Annotated in this window: 17 protein-coding genes; 4 read left to right on the top strand and 13 right to left on the bottom strand. The window is 41.4% G+C overall.

Annotation, left to right across the window (positions count from 1 at the left end):
* Positions 1-5: 5 nt before the first annotated feature.
* Positions 6-674 carry a sigma-54-dependent Fis family transcriptional regulator gene (locus tag Tfer_RS06835; protein WP_052217551.1) on the bottom strand — a complete coding sequence of 223 codons (669 nt, stop codon included), beginning with the start codon at positions 672-674 and terminating at the stop codon, positions 6-8.
* 145 nt (positions 675-819) lie between these two features.
* Here Tfer_RS06835 and Tfer_RS06830 point away from each other — a divergent pair, with 145 nt between their 5' ends.
* On the top strand, positions 820-1,923 hold the full coding sequence (locus Tfer_RS06830; protein ID WP_052217549.1) for a hypothetical protein: 1,104 nt from the start codon (positions 820-822) through the stop codon (positions 1,921-1,923).
* A gap of 12 nt (positions 1,924-1,935) precedes the next feature.
* Here the strand turns inward: Tfer_RS06830 and Tfer_RS06825 are convergent, their stop codons facing one another.
* Both Tfer_RS06825 and Tfer_RS06820 read right to left on the bottom strand, forming a co-directional pair.
* Entirely contained in the window at positions 1,936-3,138 is a 1,203-nt protein-coding gene (locus Tfer_RS06825; RefSeq protein ID WP_052217547.1) for a PduL/EutD family phosphate acyltransferase, read from the bottom strand.
* Between the two features lie 145 nt (positions 3,139-3,283).
* A complete protein-coding gene (locus Tfer_RS06820) occupies positions 3,284-3,976 on the bottom strand; it encodes a heparan-alpha-glucosaminide N-acetyltransferase (protein ID WP_052217544.1) in 693 nt (230 codons plus the stop codon).
* Between the two features lie 302 nt (positions 3,977-4,278).
* Here Tfer_RS06820 and Tfer_RS06815 point away from each other — a divergent pair, with 302 nt between their 5' ends.
* The gene (locus tag Tfer_RS06815; RefSeq protein ID WP_052217542.1) at positions 4,279-5,424 is read left to right on the top strand and encodes a S1C family serine protease; all 1,146 of its coding nucleotides are present in this window, start codon (positions 4,279-4,281) and stop codon (positions 5,422-5,424) included.
* 187 nt (positions 5,425-5,611) lie between these two features.
* Here the strand turns inward: Tfer_RS06815 and Tfer_RS06810 are convergent, their stop codons facing one another.
* The 9 genes from Tfer_RS06810 to Tfer_RS06770 form a co-directional block, all read right to left on the bottom strand.
* Positions 5,612-7,213 carry an HD domain-containing protein gene (locus Tfer_RS06810; protein WP_052217540.1) on the bottom strand — a complete coding sequence of 534 codons (1,602 nt, stop codon included), beginning with the start codon at positions 7,211-7,213 and terminating at the stop codon, positions 5,612-5,614.
* Between the two features lie 31 nt (positions 7,214-7,244).
* Positions 7,245-7,562, bottom strand: a complete 318-nt coding sequence (locus tag Tfer_RS06805; protein ID WP_052217538.1) for an STAS domain-containing protein — start codon at positions 7,560-7,562, stop codon at positions 7,245-7,247.
* Between the two features lie 24 nt (positions 7,563-7,586).
* Positions 7,587-8,861: an ATP-binding protein gene (locus Tfer_RS06800; protein ID WP_052217536.1), complete on the bottom strand. Its 1,275-nt coding sequence runs from the start codon at positions 8,859-8,861 to the stop codon at positions 7,587-7,589.
* Positions 8,862-8,894: 33 nt separating this feature from the next.
* Entirely contained in the window at positions 8,895-10,295 is a 1,401-nt protein-coding gene (locus Tfer_RS06795; protein ID WP_052217534.1) for a PP2C family protein-serine/threonine phosphatase, read from the bottom strand.
* Positions 10,292-10,603: an STAS domain-containing protein gene (locus Tfer_RS06790; RefSeq protein WP_052217532.1), complete on the bottom strand. Its 312-nt coding sequence runs from the start codon at positions 10,601-10,603 to the stop codon at positions 10,292-10,294. The genes Tfer_RS06795 and Tfer_RS06790 overlap by 4 nt, the downstream gene beginning before the upstream one ends.
* A gap of 21 nt (positions 10,604-10,624) precedes the next feature.
* Positions 10,625-12,526 carry a flagellar assembly protein A gene (locus Tfer_RS06785; protein WP_052217530.1) on the bottom strand — a complete coding sequence of 634 codons (1,902 nt, stop codon included), beginning with the start codon at positions 12,524-12,526 and terminating at the stop codon, positions 10,625-10,627.
* Positions 12,527-12,855: 329 nt separating this feature from the next.
* Complete coding sequence (locus tag Tfer_RS06780) at positions 12,856-14,427, bottom strand: response regulator (protein ID WP_052217528.1); 1,572 nt, start codon at positions 14,425-14,427, stop codon at positions 12,856-12,858.
* Between the two features lie 371 nt (positions 14,428-14,798).
* Positions 14,799-15,029, bottom strand: coding sequence for a hypothetical protein (locus Tfer_RS06775; protein ID WP_200901017.1), 231 nt, complete (start codon positions 15,027-15,029; stop codon positions 14,799-14,801).
* 1 nt (position 15,030) lies between these two features.
* Positions 15,031-15,291 carry a hypothetical protein gene (locus tag Tfer_RS06770; RefSeq protein ID WP_052217526.1) on the bottom strand — a complete coding sequence of 87 codons (261 nt, stop codon included), beginning with the start codon at positions 15,289-15,291 and terminating at the stop codon, positions 15,031-15,033.
* A gap of 86 nt (positions 15,292-15,377) precedes the next feature.
* On the opposite strand from Tfer_RS06770, the gene Tfer_RS06765 reads away from it, so the two are divergent.
* Both Tfer_RS06765 and Tfer_RS06760 read left to right on the top strand, forming a co-directional pair.
* Positions 15,378-15,833: an Hsp20/alpha crystallin family protein gene (locus Tfer_RS06765; RefSeq protein ID WP_242843561.1), complete on the top strand. Its 456-nt coding sequence runs from the start codon at positions 15,378-15,380 to the stop codon at positions 15,831-15,833.
* A gap of 19 nt (positions 15,834-15,852) precedes the next feature.
* Positions 15,853-16,266: a hypothetical protein gene (locus Tfer_RS06760; RefSeq protein ID WP_052217521.1), complete on the top strand. Its 414-nt coding sequence runs from the start codon at positions 15,853-15,855 to the stop codon at positions 16,264-16,266.
* A 48-nt stretch (positions 16,267-16,314) separates the two neighbouring features.
* On the opposite strand, the gene Tfer_RS06755 is transcribed toward Tfer_RS06760, so the two are convergent.
* Positions 16,315-16,854: a LysM peptidoglycan-binding domain-containing protein gene (locus Tfer_RS06755; RefSeq protein ID WP_052217519.1), complete on the bottom strand. Its 540-nt coding sequence runs from the start codon at positions 16,852-16,854 to the stop codon at positions 16,315-16,317.
* Between the last annotated feature and the right edge of the window lie 624 nt (positions 16,855-17,478).

Genomic DNA, 17,478 nt, shown 5'->3' with positions numbered 1-17,478 from the left:
TGCATTTATCGGAAAACCGCAACTGCTCCGGTTACTTCGCCATTACTGACAACAGGGGTGATATCAGCAACAACCGGATAACCGCTCCCACTGAGGTCCAGTCCACTAATACTCTGGTTTTTCACGATCGCCTTATTAACCGGCAATGGCAAAACCTGATCCACGGAATTGCCCAAAACTTTAGCAGGATCAATATCCAGCAAACTGGCCGCCTTTTTGTTAACCAGTGAAATCTGGCCCTTCCGGTCCACAGCCAAAACACCCACATAAAGGGAATCTATAATTGCTGATAACCCCTCAATAGCTTTTTTATACTGATCGATAAAGGCAAAAGCCAAGTCCGTCCTGGTCAGCCATCCCACCATATTGCCGTCGTCGTCTACAACAGGGAGCCGACCGACAGGTATATTCAGCGCTTCTTCAACAGGCAGTGTTTCACTTATAAATATCACGTTTTTGTTCATCAAACGTTCCACCGGCATATCCAGCGACTTGTCCAGGGCCCTCATCAGGTGGGTTTTGGTAAAAATACCCACCACACGGTTTTCATTGTCGACAACAGGCGCACCGTCTATTACCCTTTCCAAAAATATCTGGGCTGCCTTGCGGACAGGCCAGTCTTTATGTAATTTCACGACTCCTTTGGACATAACGTCTTTTATTAAAACCCGCATGGCTATCCTCCCGAAAAAATATAGCTCAAATACATAATACACTAAAAACAAGTAAAATGGTAATTTTTTTTGTTTCCAAAATATAAATAATTAAGGAACAATTTGTCCTGAAACACTCAAAATACAATCCGGGGGAGAAAAACCAATGGGTTCATCAAAGGTTGTCTTTATCGATTTACGCAAAATATTCCTGCAACTTCTGGCCATATCAATGGCCGTATCACTGTTTTTTGCTTATCGGTGGTGGAATGAGCCTTACCTGATTAAGTTCAGTTCCCCGGAGCTGGCTGCCTCCTACGATAGTAAAGACCCGGTATATATCAAAAGACTTGATCGGCTGATTAAAGAGGCAAAAACCACTGGGCCAACGGACCAAAAACCGGGCCGCTTTTATGTTCATATTACCAGCCGGCGCCATACCAGGACTTATGTCTTTAATGCTCCATCCCTGCTCTATAATAAAGAAGAAGGCGTTTCCCTGCAGGCAGATGCTCCTTTGCGCGCTGAACTTAAGAAAATCATCATTGAATTAAAAAGAAAAAGTCCTTATGGAGAACCGGTTCCCTGGCCAACAGTAAAACAAAGTTTTCTGATTAACAAAACTGTAATGATTAGGGACCTGGACAGTGGGATAAAAATATGGGTTACCCGCAGGGGAGGTTATAACCTGGCCAGAATTGCGCCGGTAAACCAGGTAAATAAATCACTGCTAAAAAAGATATTTGGCGGAAAATGGAGTTGGAAACGCAGAGCAGTAGTGGTCTACCTGGAAAATAAAAAGATAGCCGCCTGCCTGGCCGGTATGCCACAAGGAAAAGAACAGCTTTTTTCCTTATATTTTGTGGACGCCGGCACTAACAAAAGCATGAATCTAGCTAATAAAATGTTGATTTTCAAAGCAGCCGGTCAAATTAAGAAGATGTTTAAAAAAACCTCTCCCGAGGAAGCCATTCTGGGCGCTTTAACAGCCATTGACCAGCAGGACGGCAGGACTTTGAACATTTTCCTCACCCGCCCGGTGCCCCGGGACCTGCTGAAAAAATCAGGCATTATAAGCGTCACCCTCAGAAACCTTTATAAGCTGGACGGGACCTGTTATAAGGCCGTTGTTTCGGCATCCTTCGCCAGAGGGCCTTATAACCGGTGGTGTTCCCTGAAAATTGATTTAAAATATAATCGGCAGGAGTCCCTCTATCAATTAAATCCGGCCTTTCTGCAAAAATTGCTGATTATCAAGAATACGTATTAAAATTGGCAGGAATCAGACTTCCATCAGTCGTTTGGATAAACTGCTGAAAAATTTGACCAGCACCGGAGTATTCAGGCAAAAATTGGCCGACATTGGTTTCAACATGAGCATCAATTCCGGGTCCATTTTGTGACCGATAGGGTAGAACTGCAGGTTGATAGGTACAGCTCCCAAATTTAAAAAGAATTCCTTCCGCCGAGCCAGGCCGTCCCTGGTGGAGCGCACCTCAAAGACCATGGCCACCAATTCTTTCCCCGCTTTGCTTAGGGTATTTAACGTCTGGTAATACAGGTACGAGCCTAAGCCCCTGCGTTGGCAATGAGGGGCAACAGCGATGAATTCCATGAATGCCATTTTGAGATCCGGTAAATAGTAGGTGGAAGTTACCCCTATGACGCTTTCAGCATCACTGGCAACCAGGAAGAAGTAATCGTCCGATTCCCCGCGCTGAACTTTCAAAAGGTTGTTGGTCATCCTTCTTTTCTCGGTGGGAGTAAATTCAAATATATTCGTACAGAAATTGATAGCTTCCACCGCCAGGGAACAATTAGCCTTGTTCAATAAGGAAATTTTAATATCCGCAAAACGGGGCAAAACCACAGGAATCCCATCATTATCGTAAAAAAAGGGGTAATTATGTACTCTGATCACGGCTGAAGCACCACTCTCAACAATAGCTGCATTGGCCTCATCAAAGCCCAAATGCACCTGCGACTCCGACGCCGGTTCAACCCTGACGAGAATATCCTGGTATTCTATTTTCTTTAAGCCCTGCACCAAAAGATTTACCCTATCCCCGTTAGACAAGGATAGTTTTTGTGCGTCTTCCCTACTTAAATGTACGTGAGAATTGGGAATTATAATACCCGCCCCGATTGCCACCGTTCCCATTGGCCCAATTAATACAGCGCCCGGTGTTCCCTCAAGGTCGCCGGAATCTTTTAAAGGAACTTTTAACCCTAACTCAATGGCCGCCGACTGGGAAATTTCCACCTGAGTTTTATCCCGGTAGGGTTCAACCACGGCTACGTTGTGAATCTCCCCCTTTGGCCCCACGACGTCAATGAATTTATCCGTCCTGTAATTGCCGGTCCCGGCAGCGTAATTAGGTTCCTGTTGCGCTATTTCGTCGCCGAATAAAATTTTTGCATGGTCCAGAGATAAATGGACATGGTGTTTTAGTATTTTGATGGGCACGGTAAGGGATAATGTCATGAATAACGCACCTTCTTTTCGCCGCTCCGGAGCAACGGTTGTTTTCACCGTTACAGGGCTTTGTTAATGTTTTTAAGTGCTAAAGTTGAGTTATTTTATTAATTCTACCTGTTGAATGCCATTTCCTTGAATTACAACATGTTTATTACAAAAAGTGAAAAATTATATTCAACATCAACAGTAACAGGGGTTGATGAATGAGGTAGACAATCAAAGTATGGGCGCCCAGGTAATTAACTGGGTTTTGTGGACTGAAACGAAACTTGAGCAAACTTTTATGGTTTTTGTATAAAACCTTGCCAAGAAAAACACCATAGACAAAAACGCCGAGCCAGGGAATTAACGGATAATAATCAGATGAAACAAAGTTGCTGCTTTTAATCCCTAGGGGAAACAGGTAATCAAATGATACTTCCGGTAAAAACCGCCCGGCCCATATCGCCAATGTCCCCAGCACCGGCAATGCTATTGAAGGAAGTCTGGCGAGGGCAGGATAAAGCATAATGCTTACCCCCAAAAAATGGAGAATCCCGAATTTAATACCCCACTGGGCCTGCCATAGGTGGGTAACGGCAGTAATACCCATCGCAATAATCAATAAACGCAATCCCCGTTTCAGGTTATTGCGGCTTAATGATGAACTGATACCCGATATCAACATAAAAAGAATGACAGAAACCTTGCCTATATAATAGTAAACTCCTGTATAATAAGCCACCGGGTAATGAAAAAACTCATTCAGGTCATATAAAAAGTGAAAAATTATCATCAGTATTAAAGCTATGCCCCGCAAAAAATCCAATTCCCAGATCCTTTTTCTTTCGTCCCTGTTCAACATTCATGTACTCCCATCTTCACATAATTCCCTCAAGAATATTTTACACTAACTAAACTGATCAAGTTATTTATTTTCTATAACTTAGCAAATTAAAGTTTGACCTAGAAAAAATTGAATATGATTCACCTATTCAAAATAATTGTGATAAATAAAAGATAAGCTTGCTATATAGATATTTTCCAACCTTGAATATGGCAGAACTTGTATTTACAATAAAAGTCATCACTAGATGCAGTCTGGTTTTAAAATTACATTATTAAAATGTTGACCATAGATAAATTAAGTGTACGAGGTGAGCATTTATGTCGTTCCAGAGGAAATCTTTTATTGTCGGCATAGTCATACTAAGCTTTATTTGCGGCGCCGTCTTTACCCTGGGCGGCAGTTGGGCCTTACACATGTACAAGCCCACACCGGTTTTAGCCAATAATCCAAATGAGAACAAGTCACCCGCCATCACCATAGGGCCCACGACAATATCAACCACTGTGAAAGAAGTCAGCCCGGCGGTAGTCAACATTGAGACAGAAGTAGTTAACCAAAATGGCTTGCAGGATAACCCCTTCTTCAACGATCCCTTTTTCCGTGAATTCTTTGGCAGTCAGTTCGACCTTACCCCCAGGACCGAAAAAGGGTTGGGAACAGGCTTTATTATAAAGCCGGACGGATATATACTTACCAATGAACATGTCATAAGGAATGCCCAAAAAATTAAGGTTAAAATTCAGGGTATGCAAACCCCTCTGGATGCCAGGGTGATCGGAGCTGATGAGGAGCTGGACCTGGCCCTGATTAAAGTTAACCCCAAAGGGGCATTACCAACCCTGAAGTTGGGCGATTCCGACCGTATCCAGGTAGGCGACTGGGTAATTGCCATAGGCAACCCGTACGGCCTTGACCATACCGTTACCGTTGGGGTAATAAGCGCCAAAGGCCGTCCGGTTAATATCAGCGGCAAGGAATATAAAAACCTGCTGCAAACCGATGCCGCAATAAACCCTGGTAACAGCGGCGGTCCGCTGCTAAATACCGGTGGTGAAGTAATTGGAATTAATACCGCCGTTAATGCTTCCGCGCAAGGGATCGGCTTTGCTATTCCTTCCGCCACCGTTAAACAGGTGCTGGACCAGTTAATAACCAAAGGTAAAGTGGTCCACCCGTACTTGGGGGTATACCTGCAAACCCTGGACAAAGAATTGGCTGATTATTTTGGTGCCCCGGGAACAAACGGAGCTGTCATAGCCGATGTCACGCCCGGCAGTCCGGCAGATTCCGCAGGATTACAGAGAGGGGATATTATTCTCGAAATTAATAAAAAGAAAATCAAGAATTCGGACGAAGTTGTTGACCTGGTTAAGAAATCCAAAGTCGGAGACAAACTGGTCATGCAGGTTTTCCGCAACGGCCATTCCAGCTTCGTCACCGTAACCGTCGGCGAGAAAAAATGATAGTATCCAGCAAATAAACGGGTAGTATTCGAATAGTACTAATGAAAAACATTCAAATTTGGCCGTTTCAGGATAGAAGCGCTTTATCCGGGAAATCAACCCGGACAAAGCGCTTTTTTTGTAAACAGGACATTTCCATACCGGCGCAACATTTCGTCCTTAATATGTTATAATCATATGTATGTACCTAGCATATAGAAATCTCAGGATTTATCATATCAGTAAAATTTAGAATATGTTTCTTATTGTATTCCGGACGTTCGAAGTTTTCCTCATAAATAATCAGCTTGGTATTACTTAGTTCCATAGTAACAGTTGCATTTCTCCTGGTAATGGCAGCTGACAAACCATCAATTATTTTAAAAAGTTTGAATGCCGGAATTAACTCTCTAGGGAAATTTGGAGGAAGTTCATCCTCACGATGGTGATGATACTTTACCAACAATGTAACGTACTTACTGTACCCCATTTGGGCAGAGAACTCGGAGCTTCTTAAAGCATGTAAGCTACTCTTTTCAAATACAGCCATTGGGTCAACTGTATCTCCTATACGAAGAACAGGCTGAATTTTCCCGATATCATGAATCAGGATTGCTTGAATCAGTAATTGTTTATCAATATTAAACCTTTTTAAAACCCCAAGGCGATCTATTTGACAAAGAATTCTTAAACAATTTACCACATGCCAGTAACCGCCTTCGTCTATTTTGGCGATAACTGTTATTTTTTTCGTTTCAGGGTTATAAATGTCCTTGTATTCGGGAATCTGCCTTAATTTGCTTTCGATTTCACGGGGGATAAAGAGACTTAATGCCTGTGATAGTTCATCAGTGGTGGACTTAAGCGCCTCAACCGTTTGTTTTAACTCATCGGAATTGTCATCGGAATTTACAAAACTAACTACTATACACTCTATGTCAAAACCAGTTTTTATAACTTTTATACCCGCAGATAAAGATATATAATTTAACAATTTCACCTCAATTTCCGAACATTCTTGTCCACTTTTTATGTATTGCCAGAATTTACTATTGATAAATTCTTTATAGCTGTTGCTGAAGAATCCGCTAAAAACCAAGTCTGCCCTTCTGTGCAGGTAATTGACCGGCAAAACCTCACTAAAATTTTTTATCGCTGCTGAATTTGCATAATCAATATATAATTCTTGATCAAGAACAAAAATACTGGCCGGCACATGTTCAAAGGCTTCCTCAATCCGGCAGAGCTTTTTTCTTACACTTGCACTCATTGCTTTTTGCCGGCACAGGAGCTGCGTTTGTTTTTTTTCCAGAATACCGATGATCCTGCAATCACGGTTCTGAACAAGTAAAAATTCACTTTTCTCTTTATGAAATATTTTGTTTGCTAACCAGATGGATATACCTGAATCACAAAAAGAAAAATTATTAGCTTTTTTATTCGGTTGTCTCCCGTTTAATTCTATTCCGTATAATACATCAACAATATTATTGAAATTATCTTTAATTATATATAGCAAATTGTTCTCAACCTTATCAATGTTTAAAACCCGACAGTCCCCGTCTAGTCTTACTTCACAAAATTTTGTATTCATATAAAAATCAACACTGTAAGGCATATTTTGAAAAGAAGTAAGCAATTTTTTAAAACTTTGGTAACGAATCATTAACTTATCCAGATCCTGGCTTAATCTGAGTAGATAACTCTGTTTGGCAATATCCTCTTCACTGTTAAAAACGTATAGCATTTGTTCTTTATATTTTTCTATTTCTCTTTGCAGCTTTTTTATATATTTTAAAGACCATGACATTATCTACCCCTCCTTCTTAAAAACCGGAGGATTATTTTTTCAAAATAAAAATATCCTCTCCAAATAATTCAGGTAATCCTATCAAATCAAGTACTTCAAAAATTTCATTGGAAATATTTATAATTTTTATAGGAATTCTTTGCTTTTGACATTTTTTGATAATCTGAGCTAATAGGTTGATACCCGAAGAATCGATAAACCTGATCTCATCAATATCAATAACTAAATCTCCTACATCCTTTAAATCACTGAAATTATCGTCAAATGCATCCGTTGATATGTCGAGGATGCCGGCTAACCTGTAATAAGTCACTTCTTCTTCTACCTTTTTCTTAATTATTAAAGACATATTAGCCCCCTTTGGATTCGAATATCAGGTTAACTTATCCATGCTATCGTTTAAACTAATTTCAACCGGTAAAATACATGATTTCTCAATAATCAGCGTTGTTCCCTCTATACCGGTGGACAGTATTAACCTGTCAGCATATTTTAACATGATGGTAAATCCACAACCCAAAGATTGCTTTGTTGAAAAATTCTTCATTAATGTCGCTTTTGGTAAATTCTCCATTGCAATCCCGGGCCCAGTATCAGAAACTTCAATCCTGAATCCGTTTGAAAGTATATTAACTTTACAAGTTCCACCATCAGCATGTTTTACTGCATTAGTCAAAGCCTCGGAAATACAAATCAGCAAAACAGTAATTTCTTTTTGATCTATTCCGCATTTGTTAAATATACGTTCGATTTTTCTCCTTACAGAATCGAGGTCTTCCGGTTTGCAAAAATTTGCGCTTAAAACAGTTGTACCAACAGCCATATAGGCGGCGATTTCTTCTCTTTCGGCTAGAAGCAATTTGCCACAGGTGACAGCCTCTATTACTTCCCGGTATACCCGCTTTTCTTTTTTCTTTATCTCCCTCTCTTTCTCCAGAACAGCAGTTACATCCAGCACCAGTAAACCGCCGGTATCATAGTCAAAAGGGATAGCGTGGGCATCATACATTTTATCCCCCACCAGCAGGACTTCCCGCATAGGCTCCCCGGTTCTACAGCATTTTTTAGCAACCTTAACCAGGTCCTGAACAGGTAATGAAAGGGGCCCTGCCCGTTTATTTAAAGGCTTAAATGTGTCTTTTTGGTACTTAAACACCTGCCCAACCTGGAGTGAATCCAAAATTTTGGCCTTTTCCAGCTCTTTTGTTAACCTCTCGAAGACAATGCCCTTCACGTTGTCCGGTAGTGATTCCGTAATTTTTTCAACCAATTGTTCGTCCGACATCGTGAGGGTCATATATTCATCGTTATTTAACCGGTAGGAACATTCCCCCTGCCGCCGGACTTCTATAATATCAAAGCCATGGTAATCAAATTTGCCCCGGTCGGAAATTTTTTGCACTTTGACCTGCAGGTTTTCTTGTAGGTTTATAGTATAATGCTTGCCTGAAGGAACCTGACATTTAATACCTAAACTTACCGGGCTGACCATGAACAGTTCCCCTGGATATTTTTCTCCTTCCGGAGATTCCAATATTATGTTTTTGGAATAATCCAGTTTCCTGCGCAGCAACCCCCCGTCAATAAGGGAATAACAATCCGCACAGGCGGTCTCAGAATTTTTTTTGCACTTTTTGCACTCAATCATGATTTCCAATCCTTCCTTATTTACCGAGGACTTTTAATGAATTATAATTAATGCAAAGGTAACATCGTCTTTGTTTTTCCCGGCAAGCAACTCAACTTCATTTTTGAGTGCCTCATAAAATCCTGGTTGGCCTGCATGTTGCTGAACAAATTGCAGAATTTTGCTACCGTTCCTCATGTTTATCCCACTGAGTATTTCCGGTAATCCATCGGTATACAGAACCAGGATGTCACCTGGTTCCAGGCTGCAGTAACCTTCCCTATATTGATAATTGGATAAAAAACCCACTGCCGGACCTTCTACCCGCAGAAACTCTGCCCGTCCCGGCTTTTGTCTATAAACTATGGGGGGTAAGTGGCCACCGTTAGCAAAACGCAAAATTTTCTCTGAAGTGTCATATACCCCCAGAAATACCGTAAAAAATTGCTTTGTTTTGTTTAAATACGAGCAGCTAATTTTATTTAATTCTGTAAGGCAATCACCGGGACTTGCCTTGCCCCTTAAAAGGGCCCGGATGGTGAACATGGTATTATTCACTTGAATGGCAGCCTTCATCCCATGCCCCATAACATCGCCGATTACAAAAGCGAATAATGTTTCGCTTAAAGGGATAAAATCATAAAAATCGCCACCAATTTTCTCGGCAGGACAGTTAAATGCAAATATATCTAAGTTTTCCCAGGTTTGCTTCGGCGCGGGAAGTAACTTGGCATACATATCGCGAATTAGCTCCAGGTCCTGGTTCAGCATACTTATAATTAATTGAGACAAATACAAATTCCGGTTACGTTCCTTTACCAAACCATCAATGATATATTGCAGGTACAGCAAGAAAAAGAAAACCAATAGAAATACCAGGTAGTTCCTTTCTTCCATCACAATGGTTCCCACCACGGAAACCAAACCTATTCCTACCATGGATAAAAGATTGAACTTAACAGAGTAAAATAAATCTTTGGTGAATCTACCTTCATTTAACAATGCAGTATACAAAAGTTTTATAATGATACTCGCGGTAAAAAAGCTTACCAGAAAAACCAACAACCGAGTATATAATGTCAGGTCAACCGATTTTTGCAGTTGTAACAGAAAGCGTCCTGCAGTTAAAGTGGCGAATACCTGGGTGGAAAAATTAAAAATTATATCTTTAAGAGGTTTTTTCAGCCGGAACTGTTCGTAAATGCCTTTGATTATACCGCCTAAAAATGCAGTAAACAGCGCCCAGTCAGGAGCAAAACTTGTAGCAGAATATGCCAATACACTGACTTCAAGGGAAAAGGCCATTTTTTGGTCCGATTCGAGATTTATTAACGAAAGTAAAAGATATACGCAGGCAAAAGCTAACTGATTAATAAAAATGTCGTTGGAAATATATAATAATGTACCGTTAACAATAACCCCCAAAATTATAATTATTGCCCACAGTTTTTTCATTTGCCCGGCCCCTGTTGCAAAACTTCATAAAGGCCGATGATTTCAAACACTTCATCTATTCCCTCCGGTACATTAACCAGCTCAAACTGAATATTCTTATCAAAAGCGGATTTGATGGCTGATACCAGACTGCCGACTCCCGTTGAATCAATAAATAACAGTCCGGATAGATCCAGCGCCATTTTCGTCACACCGGTCAAGTTATTGGTCAAAACTTCTTCACATTCGGAAGCATTTGCCATGTCAATGTTCCCGGACAACGCTATATGTTTGGTATAACCTTCTTGTTTTATCCGAACGTCTATCATAGTGACACCTCTCATTATTTATCATTTGCTACTAACAAATAAACCCTTGTCATCATCCCAACAGCAATACACATTCTGCATTTCGGAATGCGCTTTATAAGAATGATGACCTATTTTCAAAATAACGTTGGGATATACTTTTTGGGCCTTAATTACACCGCTCTCTTTGGTTGAAATTTTCGTTAACACCGCCGAACCAGCCCCCAATTGGGAAACCGAAATATCCCCTTCAGCCGTGATCTCACCACCGCGGCAAATACCTGCTATGGTTATATCTTTGCCGGCATATAGATTGGTGCGGTAACATCCCTGCCCTGCTATGTAAATCGAACCGGTAGCCTCTACGGTGGCATTTTGAACATACTTAACCGTAACATCCGCTTCCGCTATTTCGGCTGATTCCTCGGCAATTCGGGTAATTTCAGCCAACATTTTTTCTATGTCGGTTAATTCATCAAGGGACTTTATGTTCAAAGGTCCCAGCCCTGTTAATTTTTCAGTCATTACGTTTATACAGTTAATTATTTCAGAACTGGGTTTATATCTAACGGACTTTAAATGACTGCTCAAGTTTGCCACTATGGCCGGCAGTTCCTTATACTTCATATCAATAAGCAATTTTATAAGGTTTCCGTCACCTTTAATATTTAAATCCCCAACAGAAAAATTGGGATTGCTTTTTAACTGTTTAATATTTTTCTTAATATTGGCTAACATTTTCAGTAACAGGTTAACTCCGGGAAGAATACGATTTAAAAAAGCCCCCTCTCCGCCGGCTGTTACCAATCCCCCTATAAGGCTTTGCCCTATAAATATACTACCCCCGGCAAAAATTTGCCCTGAATAAACATTGCCCAAGACAGTTACCCTACCGGTAGCCTGGACAATTAATCCCTCCAAAACGTTTCCGTGAATAACCACATCGCCTTTAAACCGGATATGCCCCGTGGAAATATTGACATCACCTGGAACGGTAAGCTCTGGTAACACTTTGATCAGCCTTTGTTTCCCGGCTAAAACAGGACGTCCAGCTATCACGGCCACCGCTTTCTGCCCGTTATTCACAAGGCAAGCCCCTTCGCCCACATTAATTTGAACATCTTTAGGTTCACCTACGGGTATCTCTTTCCCAGTAACCGTTACCCCTTTTTTTCCGGGAACCGGGGGGCGCTTTACAGCCAGTACAGTTCCCATTTCAACAGATTGGAACTGTCCTTTGTCCAAATAATCTATTCGTCCGGCGTCCCGCATTTCTTTTGAAATTCTCTGGTCGTTGCTAAACAGGTACTCTACATAAGCATCCTGAGGAAGAACAGGCGGTCGGCCGCGGGCTATAACTATTTTTTCCCCCGTGGGCGCTTTAAGCTCCCGCTCCAGGGCGGCAAAGTCAATTCCACTTTTAATCCCCAGTGACTCTAACTCCTCCAAGACCTCTGCAAGGTCTACCGGTGGCGGTAAAATTTCTTCAACAACTTCTTTTTTTAAAACTAGATGTTGAGATGCTTCCTGATCTGCCAACCGGTATTTCCTGTATGGCTGCCGCTGCACAGTCAGGTATGCTTCCAGTCCATCGTCGGAAATAGTAATCTCTAAATTACTTTGTGGTTTCTCCTCATCAAAGACTATTTGTAAATGTATATCTTCAGTCAACAGCACCTTGTCGCCAACTTCCATGCCGTTAACCAAAAACATAACTCCATCGCCGGGAGAAACACTGGCGTATTTACCTGTACCTTTAGGGTAACTGATAATGATTTTACCGTTTTTCACACAAACGCTTCCGTCCTGATTCTCCGTTGAAGAAATCCCCCTGTTATCGTTTATTTCAATATAATCAGTACCGGTTGATATCTGTTCGGCCCGTTCGGAATTATTGAGCGGACTTTCCAAAACCTCTTTAATCAGGTCTTCTATTTTTCTCATGGTATTTTCTCCCCTTTGACCGCAAACTCTAATTTGTGAAAAGTATTCAAGCTATTTTCAAAACAATAAATACACATGAGGTAACTACCCACATCCATAGTTATATTGGGACTGTTTTTGCTAATTTTTACTATGTCGAATATTTTTATAACCGACATACAATTTACCTTTGGATTTTTGGGATTTATATTTGTATTATCTGGACATTTTAGTTACTAACGGGTAATTGAGTTTAATTTCAAATCTGATCTGTAAGTTTTGGACATAAATAAAGCACGGTTTTTCACACCGTGCAACCAATATTGAATGTTATTGAACTTTATCCGGTTTTATCCAGATTTTTCCCGGAATTCACTGGGTTTAACGCCAACAACTTTCCTGAATACCCGGCTAAAATAAGCAACATCGGAAAAACCCACCTTTTTCGCTACCAGTCTAACAGGCAGCCTTTCTTTCTTCAATAACATCTTGGCCTTTTCGATGCGCCGGTGCGTTAAGTACTCAATAACCGTCATCCCGATTTCTTTTTTGAAAGCGCGGGAGAAATATTGAGGATTATAATGAGTTAATTCACTTATGTCCTTCAGGGTGATAGATTTATTCAGGTTATTTTCAATATATTCTTTAATCTCCTTAATGAGACGCTGAACCGAAGCTTTTTCGTTATTTGCAATCAATGCTATAATTCTATCCACACAATGTTCCAACCATTCTACCCATAACCTTTTTCCTAAATCAGTCATATCAACCAATTCATTCGTTAAGGCAGAATTGATTTGCGAAAGTTCCTCTGAATTTACATTGGCTTTGCGGGCAGCTCTTAACAGCACCGCCAGAATTTCGAGACAAAAGACTTTTTCCCAAATAAGATTCGACTCCAAACGGGGCTGGAAGTCATTAAATATATCATGAATACATATGATTGCGTCATCATGTTTCTTTCTTAAAATCATGTCTATTAATTTTTTTTCTCTGTCCAAAAGATAATTAGATAAATCTTTATAAAACTTCTCACATTCTTCAATGGTTAACAAAACCCCATTCATCCGCAGAAACTCGGCCAGATTCAAAGCATCACAGGCCTCCAGATATGATTTTCTTAACTTGGACAGATCCTTATATATTTTTCCAATGCCGATATTTAACTCAATACCTGTTTTCAGGGCAACCTGTTCCATCAATCTGTAACCGTATTTTTTTAGAACGGTGGTTGTCAATTTAGACTGTCCATATTTTTGTCCGAAAAAAACAACGATTTGGTTGGGATTCAACGGGACTGGACATAAATACAGATTTCCTTTTAACATCCCAATAATATTATGAACAATTAATTTGTCCAAATTAATGGCATGACTTGACAATACCATTAACACTCCACACTTCAAACTGACAAAAAACTCATGGAATTGGTTTCTTAACTCGTTACTGCCCGAAAAACAACCGGACAGTAAAACTTTTCGGATAAATAACTGGGTGCTTGCCAATTCTACTTTTTCCCGTTCAAACTCAAGTTCCTCTTGTTCGTTAATACCCAAAATTTCCGTTAACTTGCAGCAAACTTCCTCAAACTCCCCGGGCTGCACCGGCTTGAGCAGGTAATCAAAGGCCCCTATTCTTAAAGCTTGTCTGACATATTCAAATTCTTTATGAGCTGAGATAAAAATCACCTGGCACTGCGGCAGAAATTCTTTAATTTTTTCTGCTGTGTTCAAACCATCAAATTTCGGTATATTTATTTCCATGATAACCACATCTGGTTTGACCTTTCTTGCTTTTAACAAAGCCTCAACGCCATCTGTAGCTTCGGCCGCATAACTCAGGGGAATATTTCTTTCTTTTATAATGGTTTGAATTGTTTGACGTACCAGCTTATCACCATCGACAACCATGAGTTTATACATTGCTTTTCCACCTCCTTCTACTCGGGATAACCCTTGTTAAATTGTTTCGCCTAAATTATAAAATAATCCTAGGCCATGTTTTTGGGTTCTCTGGACAAACATCCTGACTTTGGTTCGACCGCCGAAAGGGGAGGGGGAAATTAACTACCACGCAGAATTTAACAGATGTCCGAACAGGGTCAAATGTTTTCCGAAGCGGAACCGCTGACAGGTCCATAATCAGTAAAGCACGAGGGGGCACCGGTAATAGTTCATCCTTAAGCATAGAAACCATTTGACCCGGTTCTTGGAGAAAAATGGAGAGTTTGGCGATAAACTGTGGCTGGAAACTTGGCCGTTTTTTCTTTTATCACCATAACAATTTATTATTGTTATACAGCGCTGAGTTTCGCCGAAGCAGAATCCTGAACTACTGGGTTGTTTACAGCTTGGACAGGGAACCAGTTAGGGGACAAGTCGCCGTTTTGTTCACCGAACCCCTGGTTCCGTTTATTGGATTGAAAAACATCAATCTGGAATACGGGACCTAGGCTAATAATGCTATTCCGCTCCGCAACATTAATCTTAAACCCCAATAAGTTTACCACCATGGGTGCAAACAATTTACCAATCCTCCTTCAGGAAATTTTGCCTTCCCGGGGGCAAAGAGGTTTTGGTCGCCGGCGAATCCACCCCGTCATTATCATCTACAAAACAACGGGTACCCAGGAAACAGCTTTCATCGCCGTAATTCTGGCCAAATCCCTGATTTCGCTTATCCGAATTAACCCAATCAGCCTGTAGGCTTTGACCGATATTGAAGGCAGAAGCATTTTCTATGGAATTAATTTTCACTAAAAAAATATTAATTACTATAGACGGCATTTACTTCCCCCCTGGCTATATTACCAACATATGCCGAAAACTGCAAAATCATGTCGCGTACCGGCAGGAGGTGAACAGGCTTGGATATGGAGAAATTAATGCGTTGGCGGGAATTGACGCAAAAATATCAGGGAAAAGATTTTTGGTCCGAAATATTTAGCAACCCTCATACCCAGCAAATGCTGTCATCTTTTACAGAAATGTTTGGTAACCACGCCAGACCCGGTACCTTTCCCCCCGTAGACATATATATGAATGAAAAAGAAATTTTAGTTGTTGTATCTTTACCGGGGCAGGCCAAGGAGGAAATACAATTAAGTTTGGCCGGGGACCGGCTTAGCATAACCGGTAACATACAACCCATTTATAAGAATTATACCCAGGTAATAACCGAGAGGTTTTACGGTCCCTTTCAACGTACTGTTCAGTTGCCGGAAGTTGTTGATAAAAACGGCATTGAGGCCCGTTTTGATAAAGGGCTTTTGGAAATAAAATTTCCACGTATCTGCAGAGAACAGGAAGAATTCATTCATATAAAATAAAACAAATGCAGGGATAACTATGGTATACAACATAACAAAAAGAATTAAAAACATTATCGGCATATTCTGCGTAACCTGCCATAAAGAGCAGATAAAAAATAAAATCAGGAGCCTGGAAGAACAGCTCGTCACGCTTAGGGAACAGTGTCGCAACAGACAATCTGAAAACGAACCTCCCATAATAATTGAACAGCTTTATGTAGATAAAATCATGGTGGACAAAGTAGAACTGGTAAACAATATTGGAACTTTGGGCATCAAGGAGTTAAGCGGCATCCTCAACATCGGCGCCAACTATGGTGGAAAAGCCCCCTCCAATTTAGACAAAGAAAAAGAGAAGGTCCCCGAAAAACCCGGTCGCAAACCCCAAAGACCCTGTCCAAAAAAAGACGGCGGCCCCAAGTATTCGATTAATTTTCAACCGAAAACCTGAAAACGCCTATTAATAAAGAGTTTAATAATATCCACGGGAAGTTTTTTTTTACCTCCGGCGTCTCGGTACACATATCTGTTCGCCGACCCGCAAGGCATCCGGATCTACTCCTGGGTTGGCCGCTAAAAGCGCATCCAGGCTTATGCCAAATCGGACAGCTATAGAATAAAAAGTGTCACCCCTCCTGATTTTATAAGGTCTGGTTCCGTCCGGGCACTCTGTAGGCGGTACTGCTACAGGTATGCAGATAACCTGACCCACCAGCAACCTGTCCGGGTCCACTCCTGGATTGGCTGCCAGTAAATCATCCAATGAGATATTATAGCGGCGGGCAATTGAATAGAAGGTATCCCCCGGCTTAATTGTATAGTAGTTTCCACCCGGGCAGGGCGGCACTTGGGGCCTTACAGGCACACATATCGTCTGGCCTATTTGCAAAAAATTGGGATTTACGCCCGGGTTGGCGGCAATCAGAGCCGGTACGGAGGTATTATACCGCAGGGCAATGCTGTAATAGGTATCTCCTGCTTTAATTATATAGGGCATAGTTCCCCGGGGACACCGGCGTACGAACGGGTAGTAATACATGGAAAATCACCCCTTAAACATTAGCTCAATCTAGTATATTCAAGCTAAGATAAAAGTGACATTTCGTCCCCGGTTTTTATCAGGTTGGACAGGCTTAACATTACCGCATATTTTACAGTGCAACGATTAACAAACTGATAGGTATCTACATAATATAATATAAAAATTTCAACTTTCACCGTTCTATTAACACTGTAATGAGAAACAATAAGTTGCGACTTAGCGGAGGGAGGGCTCCGGAGCAACGGTTGTTTCACCTGTAGAAAATGCAAATATGGGGGGTAAATATCATGTTCGATGAATATAATGCTCAACAGTTCTGGGGTTTCCGGCCCTGGGCCAGACCCTGGGTTGGGCCTTGGTGGGGCTTTAGGCCCTGGGTTGGGCCTTGGTGGGGTTTCAGACCCTGGTTCGGACCCTGGTCGGGCTTTAGGCCCTGGTGGTAATATCCAGGCCAGTCTATGGGAGGGGTGGGTGAGCTCTCCGCTACCACGGAGCTTTATGCTGGAGAATGGCGGCAGGGTAGGAAGGTGTCTCCGCTACCCGGGAGCTTGGTGCTGCAAACCCTTGCCGTTCAGGCAGCGTTCCCGAACTCGATGGCTTATATTGCAGTTTCGGCGGAAA

The organism is Thermincola ferriacetica (genome assembly GCF_001263415.1).
GTDB lineage: Bacteria > Bacillota > Thermincolia > Thermincolales > Thermincolaceae > Thermincola > Thermincola ferriacetica.
Note: the sequence above shows the minus strand (reverse complement) of the source record. Positions and strands in the feature narration are given on the sequence as shown.

Excerpts from the sequence above, each read along its gene's own strand:
- Tfer_RS06780 (WP_052217528.1), bottom strand. The coding sequence starts at position 14,427 with ATGTATAAACTCATGGTTGTCGATGGTGATAAGCTGGTACGTCAAACA.
- Tfer_RS06785 (WP_052217530.1), bottom strand. The coding sequence starts at position 12,526 with ATGAGAAAAATAGAAGACCTGATTAAAGAGGTTTTGGAAAGTCCGCTC.
- Tfer_RS06770 (WP_052217526.1), bottom strand. The coding sequence starts at position 15,291 with ATGCCGTCTATAGTAATTAATATTTTTTTAGTGAAAATTAATTCCATA.
- Tfer_RS06835 (WP_052217551.1), bottom strand. The coding sequence starts at position 674 with ATGCGGGTTTTAATAAAAGACGTTATGTCCAAAGGAGTCGTGAAATTA.
- Tfer_RS06825 (WP_052217547.1), bottom strand. The coding sequence starts at position 3,138 with ATGACATTATCCCTTACCGTGCCCATCAAAATACTAAAACACCATGTC.
- Tfer_RS06765 (WP_242843561.1), top strand. The coding sequence starts at position 15,378 with ATGGAGAAATTAATGCGTTGGCGGGAATTGACGCAAAAATATCAGGGA.
- Tfer_RS06800 (WP_052217536.1), bottom strand. The coding sequence starts at position 8,861 with ATGATTGAGTGCAAAAAGTGCAAAAAAAATTCTGAGACCGCCTGTGCG.
- Tfer_RS06830 (WP_052217549.1), top strand. The coding sequence starts at position 820 with ATGGGTTCATCAAAGGTTGTCTTTATCGATTTACGCAAAATATTCCTG.
- Tfer_RS06760 (WP_052217521.1), top strand. The coding sequence starts at position 15,853 with ATGGTATACAACATAACAAAAAGAATTAAAAACATTATCGGCATATTC.
- Tfer_RS06790 (WP_052217532.1), bottom strand. The coding sequence starts at position 10,603 with ATGATAGACGTTCGGATAAAACAAGAAGGTTATACCAAACATATAGCG.
- Tfer_RS06805 (WP_052217538.1), bottom strand. The coding sequence starts at position 7,562 with ATGTCTTTAATAATTAAGAAAAAGGTAGAAGAAGAAGTGACTTATTAC.
- Tfer_RS06815 (WP_052217542.1), top strand. The coding sequence starts at position 4,279 with ATGTCGTTCCAGAGGAAATCTTTTATTGTCGGCATAGTCATACTAAGC.
- Tfer_RS06795 (WP_052217534.1), bottom strand. The coding sequence starts at position 10,295 with ATGAAAAAACTGTGGGCAATAATTATAATTTTGGGGGTTATTGTTAAC.
- Tfer_RS06820 (WP_052217544.1), bottom strand. The coding sequence starts at position 3,976 with ATGTTGAACAGGGACGAAAGAAAAAGGATCTGGGAATTGGATTTTTTG.
- Tfer_RS06755 (WP_052217519.1), bottom strand. The coding sequence starts at position 16,854 with ATGTATTACTACCCGTTCGTACGCCGGTGTCCCCGGGGAACTATGCCC.
- Tfer_RS06810 (WP_052217540.1), bottom strand. The coding sequence starts at position 7,213 with ATGTCATGGTCTTTAAAATATATAAAAAAGCTGCAAAGAGAAATAGAA.